Here is a 19447-nt window from a genome sequence, read left to right as displayed (position 1 = left end):
TGCGAGGAGCGAAGCGACGCGGCAATCTCGTCAAACATCCTGAGATTGCTGCGTCAAAATTTTCAATTTTTCCTCGCAATGACGGGAACGCACGAGAATGACATAAAAACCAAAAAACTATATGTCAAATTTAAAGCAATTAAGAACTAGAATTAAAAGCGTTAAATCTACACAAAAGATTACTAAAGCAATGCAACTAGTATCAGCTTCTAAAATGGCAAAAATAAAAAGCCAAATAGCCAATTCAAATTTTTATATTGAGGCTATTAGTAAAATGATGACCGATATATTATCAATTGATATGTATGAGTTATCTATAGAAGAGCAGAAATTTTTTAATACTATACCGAATAAAGCAAATTTATTGATAGTTATGACATCACAGCGTGGTTTATGCGGAACGTTTAATTACAGTATAATTAAGCAAGTTAAGAATGATATTAAAGAGTTAGAAAATAAAGGCGAACAAATAAAGCTTATCATTATAGGAAAAAAAGGTTATGAAGCACTAAAAAGGCAATATGCAAATTATATTGATAGTTATTTTGAGTTACCCAAAATTCATGATGAAAATCTGATGCTGCAAGTAAAGCAAAAAATCATGTCAGCGGTAAAAAATCTAGAAGTTAGTAATTGTGTTATATATTTTAATAAATTTAAAAACGCAATGACTCAAATGATGACTAGACAAGAGATTTTACCGATAGAAAAATATCATGATGATTCTGCAGATAATTCTATAGTCAATTCAGTTGGATTTGGATACAAGGAGCAAGGAGCGAAGCCTATAAATAATAGGAGAGCGACGAGTGACACAGTAGGCAAGTCCAAATCAATTGACTATAATTATGAGCATGAGGGAGAGAATCTAATTTCTAACTTAATTAATTTATATGTGAATTCCCAAATAAATTATGCTTTACTACAAAATAGAGCAAGTGAAGAGGGAGCTAGAATGACCGCTATGGAAAATGCAACAAATAATGCTAATGATTTAATAAGTAAATTAGTTTTAAAGTTGAATAGATCAAGACAGGCTATTATTACTACGGAGTTGATAGAGATTATAGCAGGCTCTGAAGCTCTGTAGTTATCGTCATTGCGAGGAGCGAAGCGACGTGGCAATCTCGTCAAATCTCTTGAGATTGCTTCGTTGAAACTTGCAGTTTCTTCTCGCAATGACGTTTTTTATAAGAACATTATCTTAACAGAAAAATTATGACAAAAAATATCGGTAAAATTACTCAGATTATTTCAGCGGTGGTGGATGTAAAATTTGCGAATAACGGCAAATTACCGGAAATTCTAAACGCCCTTGAGTGCTATAACGATAAACAAAGGATAGTGCTGGAAGTAGCACAGCATATAGGCGATGATACGGTGCGTTGTATTGCTATGGATTCTACTGAAGGATTAGTGCGGGGTGTAGAAGTAATAGATACAGGTAGTCCTATTCGTATTCCTGTAGGTACTGAGACGCTTGGGCGTATTATGAATGTTGTAGGTGAGCCGATTGACGGTAAAGGAGACATTAAAAGCTCAAATATTTCTTCTATATATAAGTCTGCTCCTGATTTTACCAATCAGTCAACCGAGCGTAATATATTAGTAACCGGTATTAAAGTTGTTGATTTACTTGCTCCTTATACTAAAGGCGGTAAAATAGGACTATTCGGTGGTGCAGGTGTAGGTAAAACCGTGCTTATAATGGAGCTTATTAATAATGTAGCTAAGGCCCATGGCGGTTATACCGTATTTGCAGGAGTCGGTGAGAGAACTAGAGAGGGTAATGATCTTTACCATGAAATGATTGACTCCGGTGTGATTGACCTTGAGAAACCGGAAAATTCAAAAGTAGCTCTTGTTTATGGACAAATGAATGAGCCGCCAGGAGCAAGGGCAAGAGTTGCATTAAGCGGTCTGACCATTGCGGAAAGTTTTAGAGATATGAATGAGGGGCAAGATGTTTTATTCTTTGTAGATAATATTTTCCGTTTTACTCAAGCAGGTTCTGAAGTATCGGCGTTGCTTGGTAGGATTCCGTCAGCGGTAGGGTATCAGCCTACTCTTGCGACCGATATGGGAGAACTACAAGAGCGTATCACTTCTACTAAGAACGGCTCAATAACTTCCGTGCAGGCTATATATGTACCGGCAGATGATTTAACCGATCCTGCTCCTGCTACTTCTTTCGCACATTTAGATGCTACAACAGTACTTAGCCGTCAGATAGCCGAACTTGGGATTTATCCGGCAGTTGACCCGTTAGATAGTAATTCTCAGGTACTTGATCCGATGATTGTCGGTGAAGAGCATTATAGCGTAGCAAGGCAAGTGCAGCAGGTTTTACAAACTTATAAATCGTTGCAGGATATCATCGCTATTTTAGGTATGGATGAGCTATCCGAAGAAGATAAACTAACCGTGTCGCGTGCTAGAAAAATACAGCGTTTCTTATCACAGCCTTTCCATGTCGCTGAAGTATTTACCGGAGCTGAAGGCAAATTTGTTAATTTAGCCGATACTATAGCAGGCTTTAAAGGGCTTGTAGAGGGTAAATACGATGATTTACCAGAAGCTGCTTTTTATATGGTCGGAACTATGGACGAGGCTATAGAGAAGGCGAAAACTCTGAAGTAGCCTCTATGTCACTCCTGCGAAAGTGTGTGGGCGTCAACTTAAGAGTTTATGTTATTCCTGCGAAAGCAGGAATCCATAAAAATTTTTAATTACTAGATTCCTGCTTTCGCAGGAATGACATAAAAGTATGAACGAAACAATTCTAGTTAAAATAATTACTCCTTTGAGTATTGCATTTGAAAAGCAAGCTAAAATGGTAACAATGCCGGGTGAGGAGGGTATGTTTGGAGTGCTGCCGAGTCACGTTCCGATGATTGTTAGTTTAAAAGCCGGTCTAGTACAGGTTTATATAGATGATATACACAACCCACAAATTACTTATCTTATTTCCGGCGGTGTAACCGAAGTAACGGGAAGTTATGTTAATATAGCAACGGAAACTGCTATTAACGTTACAAATTTAAATGAAGCAGAAATAGCAACTAAGCTTCTAGAACTTCAAAAACCTTTATCAGAACAACATTAATTTGTTTTAAAAATCTACGTTTTGGGATAAGGTTATTTTATAGTTTTTATGTCATTCCCGCGAAAGCGGGAATCCATCATAAAGCGAGATAAATCGAGCTTTCAACAATGTTTAAAGTACTGGATTCCCGCTTTCGCGGGAATGACATAGCTGACAATGTCACTAACATAACGAATATCAAACGAGGAACGTATGCAAAAAGTGCATAATTCAGAATATCTTAAAGAACTATCAATTGATAATACTTCCTACAAAATTTACGATATAAATAAAGCGGCAAGCGATATCGAACTTCCCTTAAAAAAGCTTCCATATAGTTTAAGAGTGTTATTTGAGAATGTATTACGTTCTAATGGTTCAAAGCAAAACTTACTTGTATTTAAAGAATGGCTAAAAACTAAAAAATCTGATGCGGAAATAGATTTTATGCCGGCAAGAGTTTTGATGCAGGATTTTACCGGTGTGCCTGCTATTGTGGACTTGGCTGCTATGCGTGATGCGATGAAGAAAATAGGAGGCGATCCGTTAAAAATTAATCCGTTTATTCCTGCTGATTTGGTAATAGACCATTCCGTAAGCGTTGATTCTTATGCAGCTAAAGACTCATTCGATAAAAACGTGCAAATGGAAATGAAACGCAATATTGAGCGTTATCAGTTTCTTAAATGGGGGCAGCAGGCATTTAATAATTTTAAAGTAGTGCCGCCTGGTACGGGTATTTGTCATCAGGTAAATTTAGAATATTTAGCAAAAGTCGTGCGGCATAAAGACGGACTTGCTTACCCTGATAGTTTAGTTGGAACTGATAGCCATACAACCATGGTAAATGGATTATCGGTGCTTGGTTGGGGAGTTGGCGGAATAGAAGCAGAAGCTGCAATGCTTGGACAACCTCTTACTATGATTCTACCGGAAGTAATTGGGATAAAACTAACAGGAAAATTAACAGGCATAGCTACAGCAACCGATTTAGTTTTAACCGTTACCGAGATGCTACGGAAAAAGAAAGTAGTAGGCAAATTTGTTGAGTTTTTCGGCGAGGGGCTAAAAAATCTAACGATTGCCGATCGTGCTACCATTTCTAATATGTCGCCTGAATACGGTGCTACTTGTGGCTTTTTCCCGATTGACCAAGAAGCTATAAAATATTTAGAGCTAACAGGTAGAGAAAAAACGCAAATCAAATTAGTAGAAAAATACGCAAACAAGCAGAATCTTTGGTATGATTTCGAGCATGAGGCAGAATATACCGAAATTTTAGAGCTAGATTTATCTATGGTACATAGCTCGCTTGCCGGGCCAAGACGCCCGCAAGATAGGGTAGATTTAAACGATGTAGCAAGTAGTTTTAAACATGAATTACCGAATTTCGGTATAGAAAATAAAGACATTGATAAAAAATATGCCGTAGCAAATCAGAATTACGAAATCGGTAACGGCGATGTGGTAATTGCAGCAATTACTAGCTGTACTAATACTTCTAATCCTAGCGTGATGATTGGTGCAGCACTTCTTGCTAAAAAAGCACTAGAACAAGGATTAAAGGTAAAGCCTTGGGTTAAAACTTCTCTTGCCCCGGGTTCAAAAGTCGTAACGGAATATTTGAAGCTTAGCGGTCTTGATAAATATTTAGATGAATTAGGGTTTAATCTAGTAGGTTACGGCTGCACTACTTGTATCGGTAATTCCGGTCCTTTAAATCCGGAAATAGAGGAAACTATTAACAAAAACGGGCTAGTTGTTGCTTCTGTTTTATCTGGTAATAGGAATTTTGAAGGGCGAATTAATCCACTTACTAAAGCAAGCTATCTCGGCTCGCCTATTTTAGTCGTAGCATATGCACTTAGCGGCACTCTTAATATAGATTTAAATAATCAGCCGATAGAAAAAAATATTTATTTAAAAGATATTTGGCCAAGCAAAGAAGAGATAGATGAAGTTATTACAAATTCAATTAATTCCTCTATGTTTATAGAAAAATATTCCGATATATTTACCGGAACAAAAGAGTGGAAAGATTTACAGATTACTAATAGCTCTACTTATAGCTGGAATAAGAATAGTACCTATATTAATAATCCACCTTATTTTGAGGATATAGGCAGCAAGAACAGTATAAAAGATATAAAATCTGCAAAAATTCTAGCAATTTTCGGTGATTCTATTACTACCGATCATATTTCGCCTGCAGGTAGTATTAGTAAAACCAGCCCTGCTGCTAAATATTTAACGGACCATCATATAGAGCCTCTAGATTTCAACTCTTACGGATCACGTAGAGGGAATCATGAAGTGATGATGCGTGGCACATTTGCTAATATCCGTATAAAAAACGAAATGTGTAAGGGAGTAGAAGGCGGCTTTACTATAAACCAATTAAGTAGCACGCAGCAAACTATTTACGATGCGGCTATGGACTATAAAGCTAATGATGTACCTGTGGTGATTTTTGCCGGTAAAGAATATGGTAGCGGTTCGTCTAGAGATTGGGCGGCAAAAGGTCCGCAACAGCTTGGAGTAAAGGCAGTGATTGCCGAGAGCTTTGAGCGAATACATCGTTCAAATTTGGTTGGTATGGGTATTTTACCGCTAACTTTTACCGGCAATAATACAAGATTAGATTTAAAGTTAGACGGTTCGGAAACTATTGATATTATAGGCTTAAGTGAACAAATAAAGCCTTATAATCCTGTTAAATGCGTGATAAAAAAACAAACCGGTGAAGCAAGAACGATCGATTTAATATTGCAAATATTTACAGATAATGAGATAAATTATATAAAGCACGGCAGTATTATGCATTTTGTGGTAGAGAGTTTGAAGTGATGTCATTCCCGCGTAGACGGGAATCCAGAAAAAAGCGAAATTATTTGAGCTTTTAATTTAAAAAATTTAGTATGCTTATACTTTATTAATGACTGGATTCCCGCCTATACGGGAATGACATAAGAGCTGCACGGGCAAAGCTCCGCCTATGCGGGAATGACATAAAGGGCTGTCGGAATAAAGAGGTAAATAAAAATATGGACAAGAATCTTAAAGAATATACCGAGAGCGGTAAGAAAAACTTAATTGTAGTATATATATTATATTTATGCGGGGTAGTAGCGCCGATATTACCATTAATTGGAGTATTTTTTGCATATCTTAATAAAGATAAAGGTGATAATTTTGCTACCAGTCATTACGTGTTTTTATTCCGTACTTTTTGCCTTGGGGTACTTGGGTGGATTGTATGTTTCATATTTACGTTTATCATTATTGGAGTAGTACTATACTTTGCACTTGCTGTTTGGTATGTACTTCGTGTTGCCATCGGTTTTAAATATATTATAGAGGATCAAGCTTATCCGAACCCTATGACTTATTGGATTAAATAAGATGATAAAACTGAACGTAGACGGCTCTGAAATAGAAGTACCAGAAGGTAGCACCGTTTATCAAGCTTGCACACAAGCAGGCAAAGAAATCCCGCATTTTTGTTATCATGAGCGTCTAAAAATCGCCGGTAATTGCCGTATGTGTTTGGTTGAAATGGAAAAATCACCAAAGCCTATAGCTTCTTGTGCAATGCCGGTAAGTAACGGTATGGTTATTCACACTGATACGCCTATGGTAAAAAAAGCACGTGAAGGAGTGATGGAGTTTTTACTTATTAACCATCCTCTAGATTGTCCTATTTGTGACCAAGGCGGTGAGTGTGATTTGCAGGATCAGGCTTTTAGATACGGCAAAGGTACTAATAGATTTCATGAAAATAAGAGACCTATTAAAGATAAATATATGGGACCGCTGATTAAAACAGCGATGACTAGATGTATACAATGTACAAGATGTATTAGATTTGCAAATGATATAGCCGGAATAGAAGAAATGGGAGCTATCCATCGAGGTGAGCATATGGAGGTAACTTCATATTTAGAGCAAACGCTCGATTCTGAAATTTCCGGTAATATGATAGATATTTGTCCGGTCGGTGCTTTAAATTCCAAACCTTATGCTTTTAAAGCTCGTAAATGGGAACTAAAACATACCGCTAGTATTGGTGTGCATGATGCGGAAGGCTCTAATATTCGTATAGATAGTAGAGGCGATGAGGTAATGAGAATATTACCTCGTGTTAATGAAGAAATAAATGAGGAATGGCTTTCTGATAAAAATCGTTTTAGTTATGACGGTTTGAAATATCAACGCTTAGATCTCCCTTATATCAGAAAAAACGGTAAGTTAGTAGAGGCTAGTTGGAGCGAAGCTTTAAAGACGATAGCAGATAAAATTAAATCCGTAAAACCAGAGAAAATTGCTGCTATTGCTGGCTCTCTTGCATCTGTTGAAGCAATGTTCATGCTAAAAACATTATTGCAAAAGTTTGGTTCTAATAATTATAGCGTTAATCAGTTTGATTATAAATTTGATACCACGCAGCGAGGAAACTACTTATTTAATACAACTATTGCTGGTGTAGAAAAGGCTGATTCATGTTTACTAATCGGAGCAAATCCAAGGCAGATAGCTCCGGTATTAAATAGCCGAATAGGGCAAAGAGTGCGTGCAGGCTCATTAAAAGTGGCAAGAATAGGTGAAGGACACAACAACCAAACTTATAGAATTCAGGATTTAGGAAATGATATTAAGATTATTGAAGAGCTAGCTATTGGTACTCATGAGTTTACGAAAGCCTTAAAAGCAGCAAAATATCCGATGATTATAGTAGGTGACGGCGTATATGGACGAGATGACGGATATGCTATATTGTCGCTTATTCATAAGATGGCGGCTGAATATAATATTATGCGTGATGACTTTCAAGGCTTTAATATATTGCATAATCACGCTTCTATAGTCGGCGGTCTTGACATAGGTTTTAATACTCCTATTAAACTTGAAGAGTTAGAACTCGCTTACCTACTTGGAGCCGATGAACTCCCATTTGATAAGCTAAAATCGGCTTTTATAATATATCAAGGACATCATGGGGATGCAGGTGCTGCGAATGCTGATGTAATTTTACCTGCGGCAGCTTATACCGAGCAGTGCGGAATTTACGTAAATTTAGAAGGAAGACCTCAAATAGCGGAAAAAGCAGTATCGCCTGTAGGAACAGCTAAAGAAGATATAGAAATTATTAAAGAGCTTGCCGGTTATCTGAAAATAGATATCGGAATGAGTGATTTACAAGAAGTAAGAGCCAAACTTGCTAAAGAATATAAGATATTTGCTAATATTGATAAAATTGTAGAGAGTAAATTTGCTAAATTTAGCTCTAAAGATAAGTTATCAAAAGAGCCTATAACTACAGGACCTATTAATTATTATATGACTGATGTAATTAGTAAAAACTCGGTCACTATGGCCAAGTGTGTAGAGGCTAAGGAAAAGAGAAATGGGAGGGCGGTATGAAGAGTCGTCATTACAAGCAAACGCAAAGAGCATGGATACCTAAACCGTCATTGCGAGAAGAATTACATAGTAATTCGACGAAGCAATCTCGTGCCAAAGTCCTGAGATTGCCGCGTCGATGCTTCGCATCTCCTCGCAATGACGGTTGTATGACAATTAAATAACATTATGACAGAACTCTTTTTTGAATATATTTTTCCGTTAATTATCATCGCTCTAAAGGTGGTGGCGATCACTATACCTTTAATTTTATGCGTTGCGTATTTAACATATGCAGAACGTCGTGTTATTGGATTAATGCAGCTTCGACAAGGACCTAATGTCGTTGGACCATTCGGGCTTTTGCAACCTATTGCTGATGCGGTTAAGCTCTTATTCAAAGAGCCGATTATTCCAACTCACGCCGATAAAATATTATTTATTTTAGCACCGATGATAACTTTTATATTAAGTTTAATCGGCTGGGCAGTTATACCTTTTGCAAAGGACGTAGTTCTCGCAGATATTAATGTCGGTGTTTTATATATCCTTGCTATATCTTCTTTAAGCGTTTATGGCATTATTATTGCCGGTTGGGCTAGTAACTCAAAATACGCATTCCTTGGAGCTATACGTTCATCTGCCCAAATGATTTCTTATGAAGTATCGATGGGACTAGTTATTATTACCGTGTTACTTACTACCGGTACTCTCAATTTAAGTGGGATTATTGAAGCACAAAGAACTCTGCCGTGGTGGATTGATTTAATGCTACTACCTATGGGCGTCGTGTTTTTTATCTCGGTGCTTGCCGAAACAAATAGATTACCTTTTGATTTACCCGAAGCAGAATCGGAATTAGTAGCCGGCTATAATGTTGAATACTCCTCTATGGGATTTGCTTTATTTTTTCTAGGTGAATATGCTAATATGATACTCGTTAGTGCAATGACTACGACTTTCTTTTTAGGAGGTTATCTGCCGCCCTTTAATATATCGTGGTTAGATTGTATTCCGGGGTTCTTTTGGTTTGTATTTAAGGTCGGATTCTTATTGTTCTGCTTTTTATGGATTAGAGCAACCTTGCCGAGATATCGTTATGACCAACTAATGCGTTTGGGGTGGAAAGTATTTTTACCTCTAACTTTATTTTGGGTGGTATTAGTCTCTAGTGTGCTTGTTTATACTGATAATTTGCCGAGTGTTTAGATATCACTGTCATTCCTGCGAAAGCAGGAATCCAGCAAAACATATAAAAACAAGTTTTTATATGTCGATTTTGTTAAATATATAATTTTTGCACCGCCACTATATGTTATTTTTGCGGATTCCCGCCCACGCAGGAATGACATAGAAGCTGTAATAATGCCATCGATCTTTAATATATAACTTTTATGATAAACTATTTAAAATCATTTTTTCTATATGAGATAATAAAGGGGATGGCTTTGACTTTAAAGTATTTCTTTAAGCCCAAAGTTACGATAAATTATCCTTATGAAAAAAGCCCTGTTAGCCCTAGATTTAAGGGCGAGCATGCACTTAGACGTTATGAAAACGGGGAAGAGCGTTGTATTGCTTGTAAGCTCTGTGAGGCTATTTGCCCTGCTCAGGCTATAGTTATCGAGGCTGACGAGCGAGATGACGGCAGTAGGCGTACAACACGTTATGATATAGACATGACAAAGTGCATTTATTGCGGATTGTGCCAAGAAGCTTGCCCTGTAGATGCGATAGTTGAAGGACCTAATTTCGAGTTTGCAAGCTTAACCCATACCGCACTTATTTATGATAAAGAAAGATTACTGCAAAATGGCGATAGATGGGAGCAGGCACTAGCTAGTAAATTACATAAGGATTATGAGTATAGGTAATATACTCGTTTAATTTGAAAAATTGGCTACGTTGTTTTTCATTTTTAATCCTCACGTAGGTTTACTACGCTACGGTTAAAAATATCAAAACACCTTGCTCTTTTCCAAATTAGACTTCGTCTATCTACTTTTCATTTATTAGGAATATAATATGCAAAATGAACCTATAAAAAAGAAATTACAGAAAGTGCCTATAGAGTAAAAGTTTATTGTACCTATAATTCCGAGCCACCGACTAGCGTTACTATAGATGTAATAAAATCACTTAACTCTGATAATCATTATTTATCTAGGTTTTGGAATGGTATAAAAAACATATCTCACGCTATAACTAGTAGTCCATATACAGTAGAATATAAGCATTTTGCGACAATGCTCTCAGTAATTTCTGATTTTAAGACTGCAGCAACACCTAAGAACAACTCTTTAACATATTCTTGGGACATTATTGCATATTGTAGATATTTAGATATGAATCCATCTAAAGCTATAGAAACTTTTCATAATACATTTCCGTCATGTACAGAAATAAAAGTCGAGCCTCCCATTTTTCTTACTTCTTTAGATGAATATAATCCGATAAATGATTTCGCTCAAAACGGTATAACACTTTCAGGAGTGCTTAATCATACTTCTGATAATGAGGAAGGATTGCCTAATGTATAATCTACACAAGCGTTACTATATCTCTAACCGGCACAACGGTTATATTGCTTCCTAATTGATATCTTTTTTTACCTGGATATATAACGAATAATTCATTCAATTTTAAATAGTCTATGGCTTTATACATCGAAGAAGTAAGAGTAGGAGCGTCGCTAAATTTAAACTCAAAACCCAGCTTTAGACTCTTATGTCTTATAAATAAATCTAGCTCTCCTTCTTGATGTATCCCCCAGTAATAACAATCCTCGCTGCGTTTATTAAAAATGCGTATTATTTGCTCTAGAGCAAACCCTTCAAAGCTTGCTCCTAGTTTTGGGTGTCTTAATAATTGCTCAGGTGAATAAATATCAATTAAATGATGAAATATTCCTGAATCAGTAAAATATATTTTAGGCCGTTTTTTTGGCGTTTAGAAATATTTTCAAACCAAGGATATAATTGACACACCATAAAAGTACCGGATAAAATATCTAGATAATTTTTTATAGTATGATCGCTTATTGCTAAAGATTTTCCAATTTCAGAAGCATTAAAAATATTCCCGTGATAATGAGCAAGCATCGTCCAAAAACGACGTAATGTGCTAGGCGGAATAGAGAAACCAAGATTTGGAATATCACGTTCTAAAAAAGTCCTAATATATTGCTCTAACCAGTCAAAACCTGTTTCAGGATAAAGATAACAGTTTGGAAATCCGCCGAATAGATGCAGTCTATCTATATTATCTACTTCTAACAAAGAAAAAGGATGCACTTCTATATAAGATATTCTGCCTGCAAGTGTTTCTGACGATTGTCTAATTAAATCTCTTGAGGCATTACCGAGTATTAAAAAACGCTGCTCTGTATCTTTATCGGCTAGAACCCGCAAAGTAGGAAATAAATCAGGTAACCTTTGAATTTCATCAATAATAATTAAGTCCTTTTTACCCTCGAGTGCAATATAAGGATTTTCTAAGGCAGCTAAATCTCTTATATCTTCTAAATCAAAAAAATGTACTTTTCTTTGTCCCTCCGCAAATTGACGTGCTAAAGTAGTTTTGCCGCATTGTCTTGGTCCTAAAAGAGCTACAATTTTATGACTTAAAAATTGTGCTGTTATCTTTTCTAAATAATGAGGGCGTTTAATAATTGCTTTCATAAATCACAATTTTTAACTTTAAAAAGATTATATCATGAAATCTCGAACTTTGCATTCGAAATTTCATATATTATATATCCAGCTGTAATGTCTGTGCAGATTTTATGGAATTTTCTAGGTGAGAGGATAGAAAAACAATACCTCCGTTATTTGCTTTCATAACAATTAAATTATTTAGCAGATCTCTATTTTCTTTGCTTAAATTAGTTTCAACTTCATCAAGTAGCCATAAGTCAGATTGGCAGGCAATAAGTCTTGCTGCGGCTACGACTTTCTGCACTCCGCTAGATAAACTATAGCATTTTTCATCTAATAAATCTTGTAATTTAAAGTAATGAATAGCAGCGTATAGGGTTTCAGCGGAATTATAAATTTCCGACCAAAATTTTAGATTCTCAAAAACAGTCATTTCAAGTTTTAGCCCTAAATTATGACCGATATAAGTGCAGTAAGGTTTAAGAGTGTTATTAATATTATTATTTTTATAGTAAATATTACCGCTACTTGGTTGCATAACCCCTGCCATCATTCTCAGTAATGAGCTTTTACCGCAACCGTTGGCTCCTTTTATATAGATGATAGAAGAAGGAAGAAAAGTAATATTTAGATCAAATAAATTTCTTTGTTCTATGTTAAATTGTAATTGATGAAGTGATAGCATTTTCTTTTGTCATGTTTTCCCGTCATTGTTCGGATACTGAAGATCGTCATTGCGAGCAGCCGTAGGCTGCGTGGCAATCTCATGAAATAATAACTAACTTCTGAGATTGCTTCGTCAATTACTTCGTAATTTCCTCGCAATGACGATTATTATATAGGTTATCAAAATTTTACTAGCAAATTCTCCACTGATAAGCTAAATACATTTAAAATAGAACTCGGCATTAGCCCAAAGTAAATAATTAGTAGTATTAAAGGGGCTATTGAGATTATTTCATATTTATATAAATCTCTGAAATGCATAATTTCTTTATTGGTAATCTCACCGAGCATTACTTCTTTGTATAATTTTAACATGTATACAGCTCCAAGAATTATACCAAGAGCCGCTATAAAGGTTGCTGCTACATTCACCTTATAAATCCCAAGCAGGCTTAAAAACTCTCCGATAAATCCGCTAGTACCGGGAAGACCGACAGAGCCAAGCATTGCAATCATAAAAAATGTGGCAAGCACAGGCATTTTACTTGCAACACCACCATATTTAGCTATTTCTTTGGTGTTCAATCTTTCATATAAAGTACCGACTATTAAGAATAGGCATGAGGAAATCACGCCGTGGCTAAGCATCTGAAATATTGCTCCGCTAACTCCGGCTTCGGTAAAGCTAAAAATACCTATTGTAACATATCCCATATGTGCAATAGATGAATAGGCTATCATCTTCTTCATATCTTTTTGAGCAAGAGCAACAAGGGACGCATATATTATTGCAATAACGCTAAGGTAAATTACGTAAATTGCAAATTCTTGTGATGCATTAGGAAATAACGGTAGTAATACTCTTAAAAAGCCGTAACCGCCGAGCTTTAGCAGAATACCGGCAAGAATAACCGAGCCGCTAGTTGGAGCTTGTACGTGTGCATCAGGTAGCCAAGTATGAAACGGAATCATGGGGATTTTAACGGCAAAAGCAATAAAGATAGCCCACCATAAAATTTGCTGAACAAATAATGGAATATTACCGGTAAGTTCAGAAATATAAGTTAAATCAAAACTATGAATTTTGTTATAAATATAAATTAATGAAAGTAGGAAAAATACCGAGCCGAAGAAAGTATATAAGAAGAATTTAAGAGCTGCATATATTCTATTTTCACCGCCCCAGACGCCGATAATAATATACATCGGCACTAATATTGCTTCAAAAAAGAGATAGAATAATAATAAATTTACCGAAGTAAAAGCTCCTATACAAAAAGATTCCATTAATAAAAAGCATACCAAATATTCTTTAATATATTTTTTAACGGTAAATAAGCTTCCGATTATACAAATAAGAGTAAGAAAAGAAGTTAGAGTCACAAAAAATATCGATATACCGTCAACACCAACATGAAATTCAAGCCCGATTTTATCAAGCCAATCGTAGCGTTCAACAAATTGATAAGCGGGGTTTGAAGAGTCAAACTCTATTAAAATATAGATAGTTGAGCTGAATGTTAAAACAGAACTAAGTACTGCAACATACATTACATATATTGCTTTATTTGCCTTTTTACTTTGACTAATAAACAGCAAAATATATAGCACGCTTATTAGCGGCAGGAAAATACTGATAGATATAATAGGTAATTCTAACATGCTATTTTAAGATTTTATAAGTTTTTTTAGTAGTATATTACTACTCGATGTCATTCCTGCGGAAGCAGGAATCCATCGTAAAACTAGCTTTTCAAATAAAGTTTTAAAGTACTGGATTCCCGCCTACGCGGGAATGACATATACCACCACGCCTATGCGGGAATGACATCAGTGTTCTTAAAAACCTCTCCAAACGAAAACGCTAATTACCGCAACAATAAACGATACCATATACAAAGCATAATTAAAAACATATCCTGTTTGTGTTTTACCGACAAGAACGCTAAAGCAATTGACGACTCGTGAAAAACCGTTTGGTCCAAAACGATCGATTATTTTCTGATCGCCAAGATAAAATAATGAAGCTAAACAGTTAATAGGTTTCACAATTAAGAAATTATATATTTCGTCAAAGTAATATTTGTTTTTTATTATATTAGACAGGAATGTCATCCCGTGGCTTTTAGTGGATTCCTGCTTCCGCAGGAATGACATAGAAGAAGGCTGAGATGACAGAAAGCCTTTATATACACAAACGCCGCTAACAATCCCAGCTATGCCAACTGCCATAGGTAGTAGCTTAATATATAAAGGCGGGTGGCTAATTAGTAGTTTATAAATATGTAAATTAAATAGACTTTCATGGAAATAGCCGTTTGGTTTATCCATAGAAAGTAAATAATAGCCGATCATACCGCTAAAAAAGCTCCCAGTGACAAGCAATATAAGGGAGTTATTCATTATTTTAGCCGGTTCATGGGCATGCTCAAAAACCTCTTTTTCTAGCCTAGTTTTACCATGAAATACCAACATAATAATTTTCATTGAATAAATAGCAGTAAGTATTGCTGCCACTATCCCAAAAATGAACATAAATGAGCCGCTACTATAAACTGCTTCTAAAATCGAATCTTTAGAGTAAAACCCTGCCAAAGGATAAATACCTATCAATGCAAGTGAACCGATTAAGAAATTTCCGTAAGTTACCGGCATTTTATTTCTTAAATCACCCATTTTAAAAATATCCTGCTCATGAGCTGCATGTATTACATTGCCGGCTGATAAGAATAATAAGGCTTTAAAAAAGGCATGAGTTACTAAGTGAAATATCCCGCTATTATAGGCAGATACCCCGCAAGCCATAAACATATAACCAAGCTGACTACAGGTAGAGTAAGCAATAATCTTTTTGATATCGCTTTGCATAACAGCAATGCTTGCGGCAAAAAGACAAGTAACACCGCCGATTATTGTAATAAACTGTAGAACTAAAGGGCTATATTCAAACAAATATGAGCAGCGTGCTACTAAGAATACTCCTGCCGTTACCATGGTTGCTGCATGAATAAGTGCGGATACCGGAGTCGGTCCTTCCATCGCATTAGGCAGCCATATATGTAAACCGATCTGTGCAGATTTACCCATACAGCCGATGAATAATAACAAGCAAATAACATCTAGAATAGAAAATTGTAAAAATATTTTTGTATTAGATAATAACTCTGCAGATGAAAACACACCTTTGTAATTTGCCGAACCACAATAAACAATAATCGTTATTATACCTAAGATAAAAGCAAAATCGCTGGCTCTATTAGTTATAAAAGCTTTAATCGCTGCTTTATTGGCGGATTCTTTTGAATACCAAAAACCAATTAGTAAATATGAACAAACCCCGACGCCCTCCCAGCCGAAAAATAATTGTAAGAAATTATCAGCTGATACTAGCATTAACATAAAAAAAGTGAATAAAGAAAGAAAAGACAAGAAGCGTACAATCCCTTTATCCTCCGCCATATAGCCAAGCGAGTAAATATGCACGACGCTTGACACCCATGTTACGGCTATAAACATTATGCTAGTGAGCTGATCGATATAAATCGACCAATTTACTTTAAAATTTCCAACCTCAATCCATGGTAATAATTTAATATGGATTATATTCCCGTCTAGACCCGCATCACAAAATATTATTAATGAGAATAAGGTAGATAAAGATAAGAAGCCGGTTGCAATTATTTGAGCTAATTTTTTATCTATTATCTTTACGAATAACGCGTTTATTACGCTAGATGCAAGCGGTAACATGATAATCATTATGGCAAGATTTTGATACATCTTATCCTCTCATCTGATTAATGTCAGTGATTTCAATTGAGCCTTTATTACGGAAATATATTAGTAATATCGCAAGCCCTATTGAGGTTTCGGAAGCTGCTACGGTTAAGATTATAATACTAAAAATTTGTCCTGATAATTCTTGCATATATATGGAAAATGCAACAAAATTTATGTTAACTGCAAGCAGCATTAACTCAATGGACATTAATATATTGATAATATTTTTGCGATGCATAAATAATCCAAACATCCCAATAGTAAAAACCAAGCTGCTTAAGATTAAATAATGATTAAGCGAAATATATTCATTCATATTTAATATTCTCGACACCTTTATTTAGAGTAGGCTTTGTCATCAATACAACATTACTTTTATTATGGGAGAGTTGCTTTGTAATATCTTGATATTTTACTCCTTCACGCTTCTTTAGCGTTAATGTAATACATGCAATCATAGCGACAAATAAAATAAGCCCCGCCATTTGAAACGGTAGCATAAAATCGGTGTAAAGCACCTTACCTATTGCTTTAGTATTTGAGATATCATTTGTTATGGCAAACGATACATCCGAGCTGAAATTAATATTTTTAGAGCCAAGTAAAATAATTGTTACTAAATCAGCAAACATTATTAGAGCTATAAAAATACTTAAAGCAAGATTTTCTTTTAACTGTGTTATTGTCTTATTAAAATGTATATCTAGCATCATTATCACAAATAAGAATAATACTGCTACAGCTCCAACATAAATCACTATCAGCATCATAGCTAAAAATTCTGCTCCAAGCAAAATCATAAGTCCTGCACCGTTGATAAATGCAAAAATTAACCATAATACCGAATATACGGAATTTTTGCTTAAAACAACGCATAAGCTGCTGATAGTTATTAATGTTGCAAATAAATAAAAAAATATGAACATGAGTTATTATGCTTTAGAATTTCCTCGCCATTGCGAGGAAATTACGTAGTAATTGACGAAGCAATCCCAAGAGTTTGTTATTATTTCATGAGATTGCCACTCTCCTTTCAGTCGCTCGCAATGACGAAATATATATTACACCAACAATGCGTTAGAAGAAAATTTCTCGATCATTGGAGTAAATAAGCTTCCTAGTTCTTTGCGTATTTCTTCCTTGTTTTCTACTTTTTGACCTTCTTTACTTAAAGTTAGCTCGCCTTTTTCTACATGACCAAGTACAGCCTCAATGATTGCTTTTTTATCATGTTTACCGTCCATATATCTAAGTGCAAACTTCTCAAAGAAATTAACGCCGATCGGTTCATGTTTTAAATTTGTAACCCACATAGAAGGTGTATGGGTTGCTTGATGTATCACCATTTTTGTTGTTTTAGGCTTATCAAGCTCAGGGTTATTTCGATGCTTCTGATTTGTAATACTAATATAACCTTGTAGTACTAGCTTCATTGCAATATTTAAAAGCTCAGCTTTAATTTCGTTTAATTTAGTACTATGTAGCTTTTTATTGGCTTCAGAGGTTATTTTCTCAAAGCTTAACGGATTATTTAGATTCTCGCTGAAAGTGTATAAAATAGCTTTCATGTAAGGCGAACTAGTTGTTAAATTAGAATCTTTATTACCGTTTAAGAAGAATTTTAAGGCTTCGAAAGCATTATTAAGATCTACTTCTTTCATCGGCTTTTCAGGCGCTATATTAAAGATCATATTAAATTTCATTATATCATCATTATTAATATTTCTATTAATTTTCACATCACTATGACATAGTAAAGTGGTTCTAAAACGACGATTCGTAATGAAATCCATATATTGCTCAGTTCTAACTATATCGTTCACTGCTTTTAACTGCTCTACTACTTTTGGAGGCATATTACCAAGATACATAGTCGAAAGATTACAATCGGCTAAATATTGTAAATTGTGTTTTCTTGCTTCATTCATAAATTCATGGAAGTAGAATTGAGCATTTTCTTCTTCTAGATGATCATGACGTAAATAATGATCGGCTTGTTTAGCAAGTAGTCCCGCTTCGGTTTTTAATACTTCTGCATAAGGGGTTTTAGAATTTTCTAAGCTATCCTTAACAAATTCTAGTAACAATCTAGATTGAGCTATTCTATCACGGACATTTGCAAATAAGCTAGAATGATACATCATCATATCTCTAATAGTACGCACCATATTCCAGCCAGGGAGGGTATTATAGCTAATATATGCTATTCCGTTTAGACTAAGATTTTTATTACAAACTTCAAAAATTTTATCTCTAACGGTTTTTGGTACCCAAGAAATTACGCCATGGCAAATTATATAATCAAACTTACCGAAAGAATCATCAATATCGGTTATCGAACAATGATGGAACTCTATATTTTTTAATCCTAGTTCTTTAACATTTTTATTTGCTTCGTCAATTTGTACCTTAGACAAATCAACCCCAACAAAATGAGCTTTTGGATAAAGAACTGCATGTGGTATTAAATTACCCCCTGCTGCACAACCAAGCTCTAATATTTTTGCATTCTCGACTTCAGGAGCATTCACGCCGAAAAGAGTTGCAAGCGTACTTAAGTGATAAGGATTTGTAAGAGCATATGGATAGCTTTCATACGGCACTTCATCATAAGTGTTATGATTTGAAACCGCACCATTTAGAACAGGTTTGGTAGTTTTTGCTGTCTTATCATGACCGTTAGGGGTAGAAGAAGAGTTAGTAGCTTTTGAGGTCATATTTTTTCCTTATATAGTTGATTTTATTATATGAAGCAGATTTCGTATTGTTATCCTGTGGCTGTTATGTTATTCCTGCGGAAGCAGGAATCCAAAAAAAAAGCATAAATACGGCAAATTTTTGAAATTAAAAGCTCGATTTA

15 protein-coding genes and 1 pseudogene are annotated in these 19447 nt (G+C 35.2%); 9 read left to right on the top strand and 7 right to left on the bottom strand.

The features are described from left to right. Positions 1 to 121: 121 nt before the first annotated feature. From atpG to KYQ89_RS04245, 9 genes are all read left to right on the top strand, one after another. The gene (gene atpG, locus KYQ89_RS04285) at positions 122 to 1090 is read left to right on the top strand and encodes an ATP synthase F1 subunit gamma (RefSeq protein ID WP_218460561.1); all 969 of its coding nucleotides are present in this window, start codon (positions 122 to 124) and stop codon (positions 1088 to 1090) included. A 128-nt stretch (positions 1091 to 1218) separates the two neighbouring features. Continuing rightward, positions 1219 to 2640 (top strand): F0F1 ATP synthase subunit beta, encoded by a 1422-nt coding sequence (gene atpD / locus KYQ89_RS04280; RefSeq protein WP_218460560.1) that lies wholly within the window; start codon positions 1219 to 1221, stop codon positions 2638 to 2640. Positions 2641 to 2767: 127 nt separating this feature from the next. Continuing rightward, positions 2768 to 3106 (top strand): F0F1 ATP synthase subunit epsilon, encoded by a 339-nt coding sequence (locus KYQ89_RS04275; protein WP_218460559.1) that lies wholly within the window; start codon positions 2768 to 2770, stop codon positions 3104 to 3106. A gap of 192 nt (positions 3107 to 3298) precedes the next feature. After that, positions 3299 to 5932, top strand: coding sequence for an aconitate hydratase AcnA (acnA, locus tag KYQ89_RS04270; RefSeq protein WP_218460558.1), 2634 nt, complete (start codon positions 3299 to 3301; stop codon positions 5930 to 5932). Between the two features lie 197 nt (positions 5933 to 6129). After that, positions 6130 to 6486, top strand: coding sequence for a DUF4870 family protein (locus tag KYQ89_RS04265; RefSeq protein WP_218460557.1), 357 nt, complete (start codon positions 6130 to 6132; stop codon positions 6484 to 6486). A gap of 1 nt (position 6487) precedes the next feature. Next, the gene (nuoG, locus tag KYQ89_RS04260; RefSeq protein ID WP_218460556.1) at positions 6488 to 8506 is read left to right on the top strand and encodes an NADH-quinone oxidoreductase subunit NuoG; all 2019 of its coding nucleotides are present in this window, start codon (positions 6488 to 6490) and stop codon (positions 8504 to 8506) included. Positions 8507 to 8674: 168 nt separating this feature from the next. Beyond that, positions 8675 to 9694 carry an NADH-quinone oxidoreductase subunit NuoH gene (gene nuoH, locus KYQ89_RS04255; RefSeq protein ID WP_218460555.1) on the top strand — a complete coding sequence of 340 codons (1020 nt, stop codon included), beginning with the start codon at positions 8675 to 8677 and terminating at the stop codon, positions 9692 to 9694. 185 nt (positions 9695 to 9879) lie between these two features. Further along, complete coding sequence (nuoI, locus tag KYQ89_RS04250; RefSeq protein WP_218460554.1) at positions 9880 to 10359, top strand: NADH-quinone oxidoreductase subunit NuoI; 480 nt, start codon at positions 9880 to 9882, stop codon at positions 10357 to 10359. Between the two features lie 372 nt (positions 10360 to 10731). After that, positions 10732 to 11025, top strand: a complete 294-nt coding sequence (locus KYQ89_RS04245) for a hypothetical protein (protein ID WP_218460553.1) — start codon at positions 10732 to 10734, stop codon at positions 11023 to 11025. Between the two features lies 1 nt (position 11026). On the opposite strand, the pseudogene KYQ89_RS04240 reads toward KYQ89_RS04245, so the two are convergent. The 7 genes and pseudogenes from KYQ89_RS04240 to KYQ89_RS04210 form a co-directional block, all read right to left on the bottom strand. After that, positions 11027 to 12165 (bottom strand): annotated as a pseudogene (locus KYQ89_RS04240) (ATP-binding protein). A 70-nt stretch (positions 12166 to 12235) separates the two neighbouring features. Continuing rightward, on the bottom strand, positions 12236 to 12826 hold the full coding sequence (gene ccmA, locus KYQ89_RS04235) for a heme ABC exporter ATP-binding protein CcmA (protein ID WP_218460552.1): 591 nt from the start codon (positions 12824 to 12826) through the stop codon (positions 12236 to 12238). Positions 12827 to 12987: 161 nt separating this feature from the next. Then, complete coding sequence (locus KYQ89_RS04230; protein WP_218460551.1) at positions 12988 to 14469, bottom strand: NADH-quinone oxidoreductase subunit M; 1482 nt, start codon at positions 14467 to 14469, stop codon at positions 12988 to 12990. 177 nt (positions 14470 to 14646) lie between these two features. Continuing rightward, positions 14647 to 16557, bottom strand: a complete 1911-nt coding sequence (gene nuoL, locus KYQ89_RS04225) for an NADH-quinone oxidoreductase subunit L (protein ID WP_371920409.1) — start codon at positions 16555 to 16557, stop codon at positions 14647 to 14649. A 31-nt stretch (positions 16558 to 16588) separates the two neighbouring features. Continuing rightward, positions 16589 to 16903 carry an NADH-quinone oxidoreductase subunit NuoK gene (gene nuoK / locus KYQ89_RS04220; protein ID WP_218460549.1) on the bottom strand — a complete coding sequence of 105 codons (315 nt, stop codon included), beginning with the start codon at positions 16901 to 16903 and terminating at the stop codon, positions 16589 to 16591. Further along, positions 16896 to 17513, bottom strand: a complete 618-nt coding sequence (locus KYQ89_RS04215; RefSeq protein ID WP_218460548.1) for an NADH-quinone oxidoreductase subunit J — start codon at positions 17511 to 17513, stop codon at positions 16896 to 16898. The genes nuoK and KYQ89_RS04215 overlap by 8 nt, the downstream gene beginning before the upstream one ends. A gap of 135 nt (positions 17514 to 17648) precedes the next feature. Beyond that, the gene (locus KYQ89_RS04210; protein WP_218460547.1) at positions 17649 to 19304 is read right to left on the bottom strand and encodes a methyltransferase regulatory domain-containing protein; all 1656 of its coding nucleotides are present in this window, start codon (positions 19302 to 19304) and stop codon (positions 17649 to 17651) included. Positions 19305 to 19447 lie beyond the last annotated feature (143 nt).

The sequence above is a fragment of the Rickettsia sp. TH2014 genome (assembly GCF_019249195.1).
Classification (GTDB): Bacteria; Pseudomonadota; Alphaproteobacteria; order Rickettsiales; family Rickettsiaceae; genus Rickettsia; species Rickettsia felis.
This window is presented reverse-complemented; position numbering and strand designations above follow the sequence as displayed.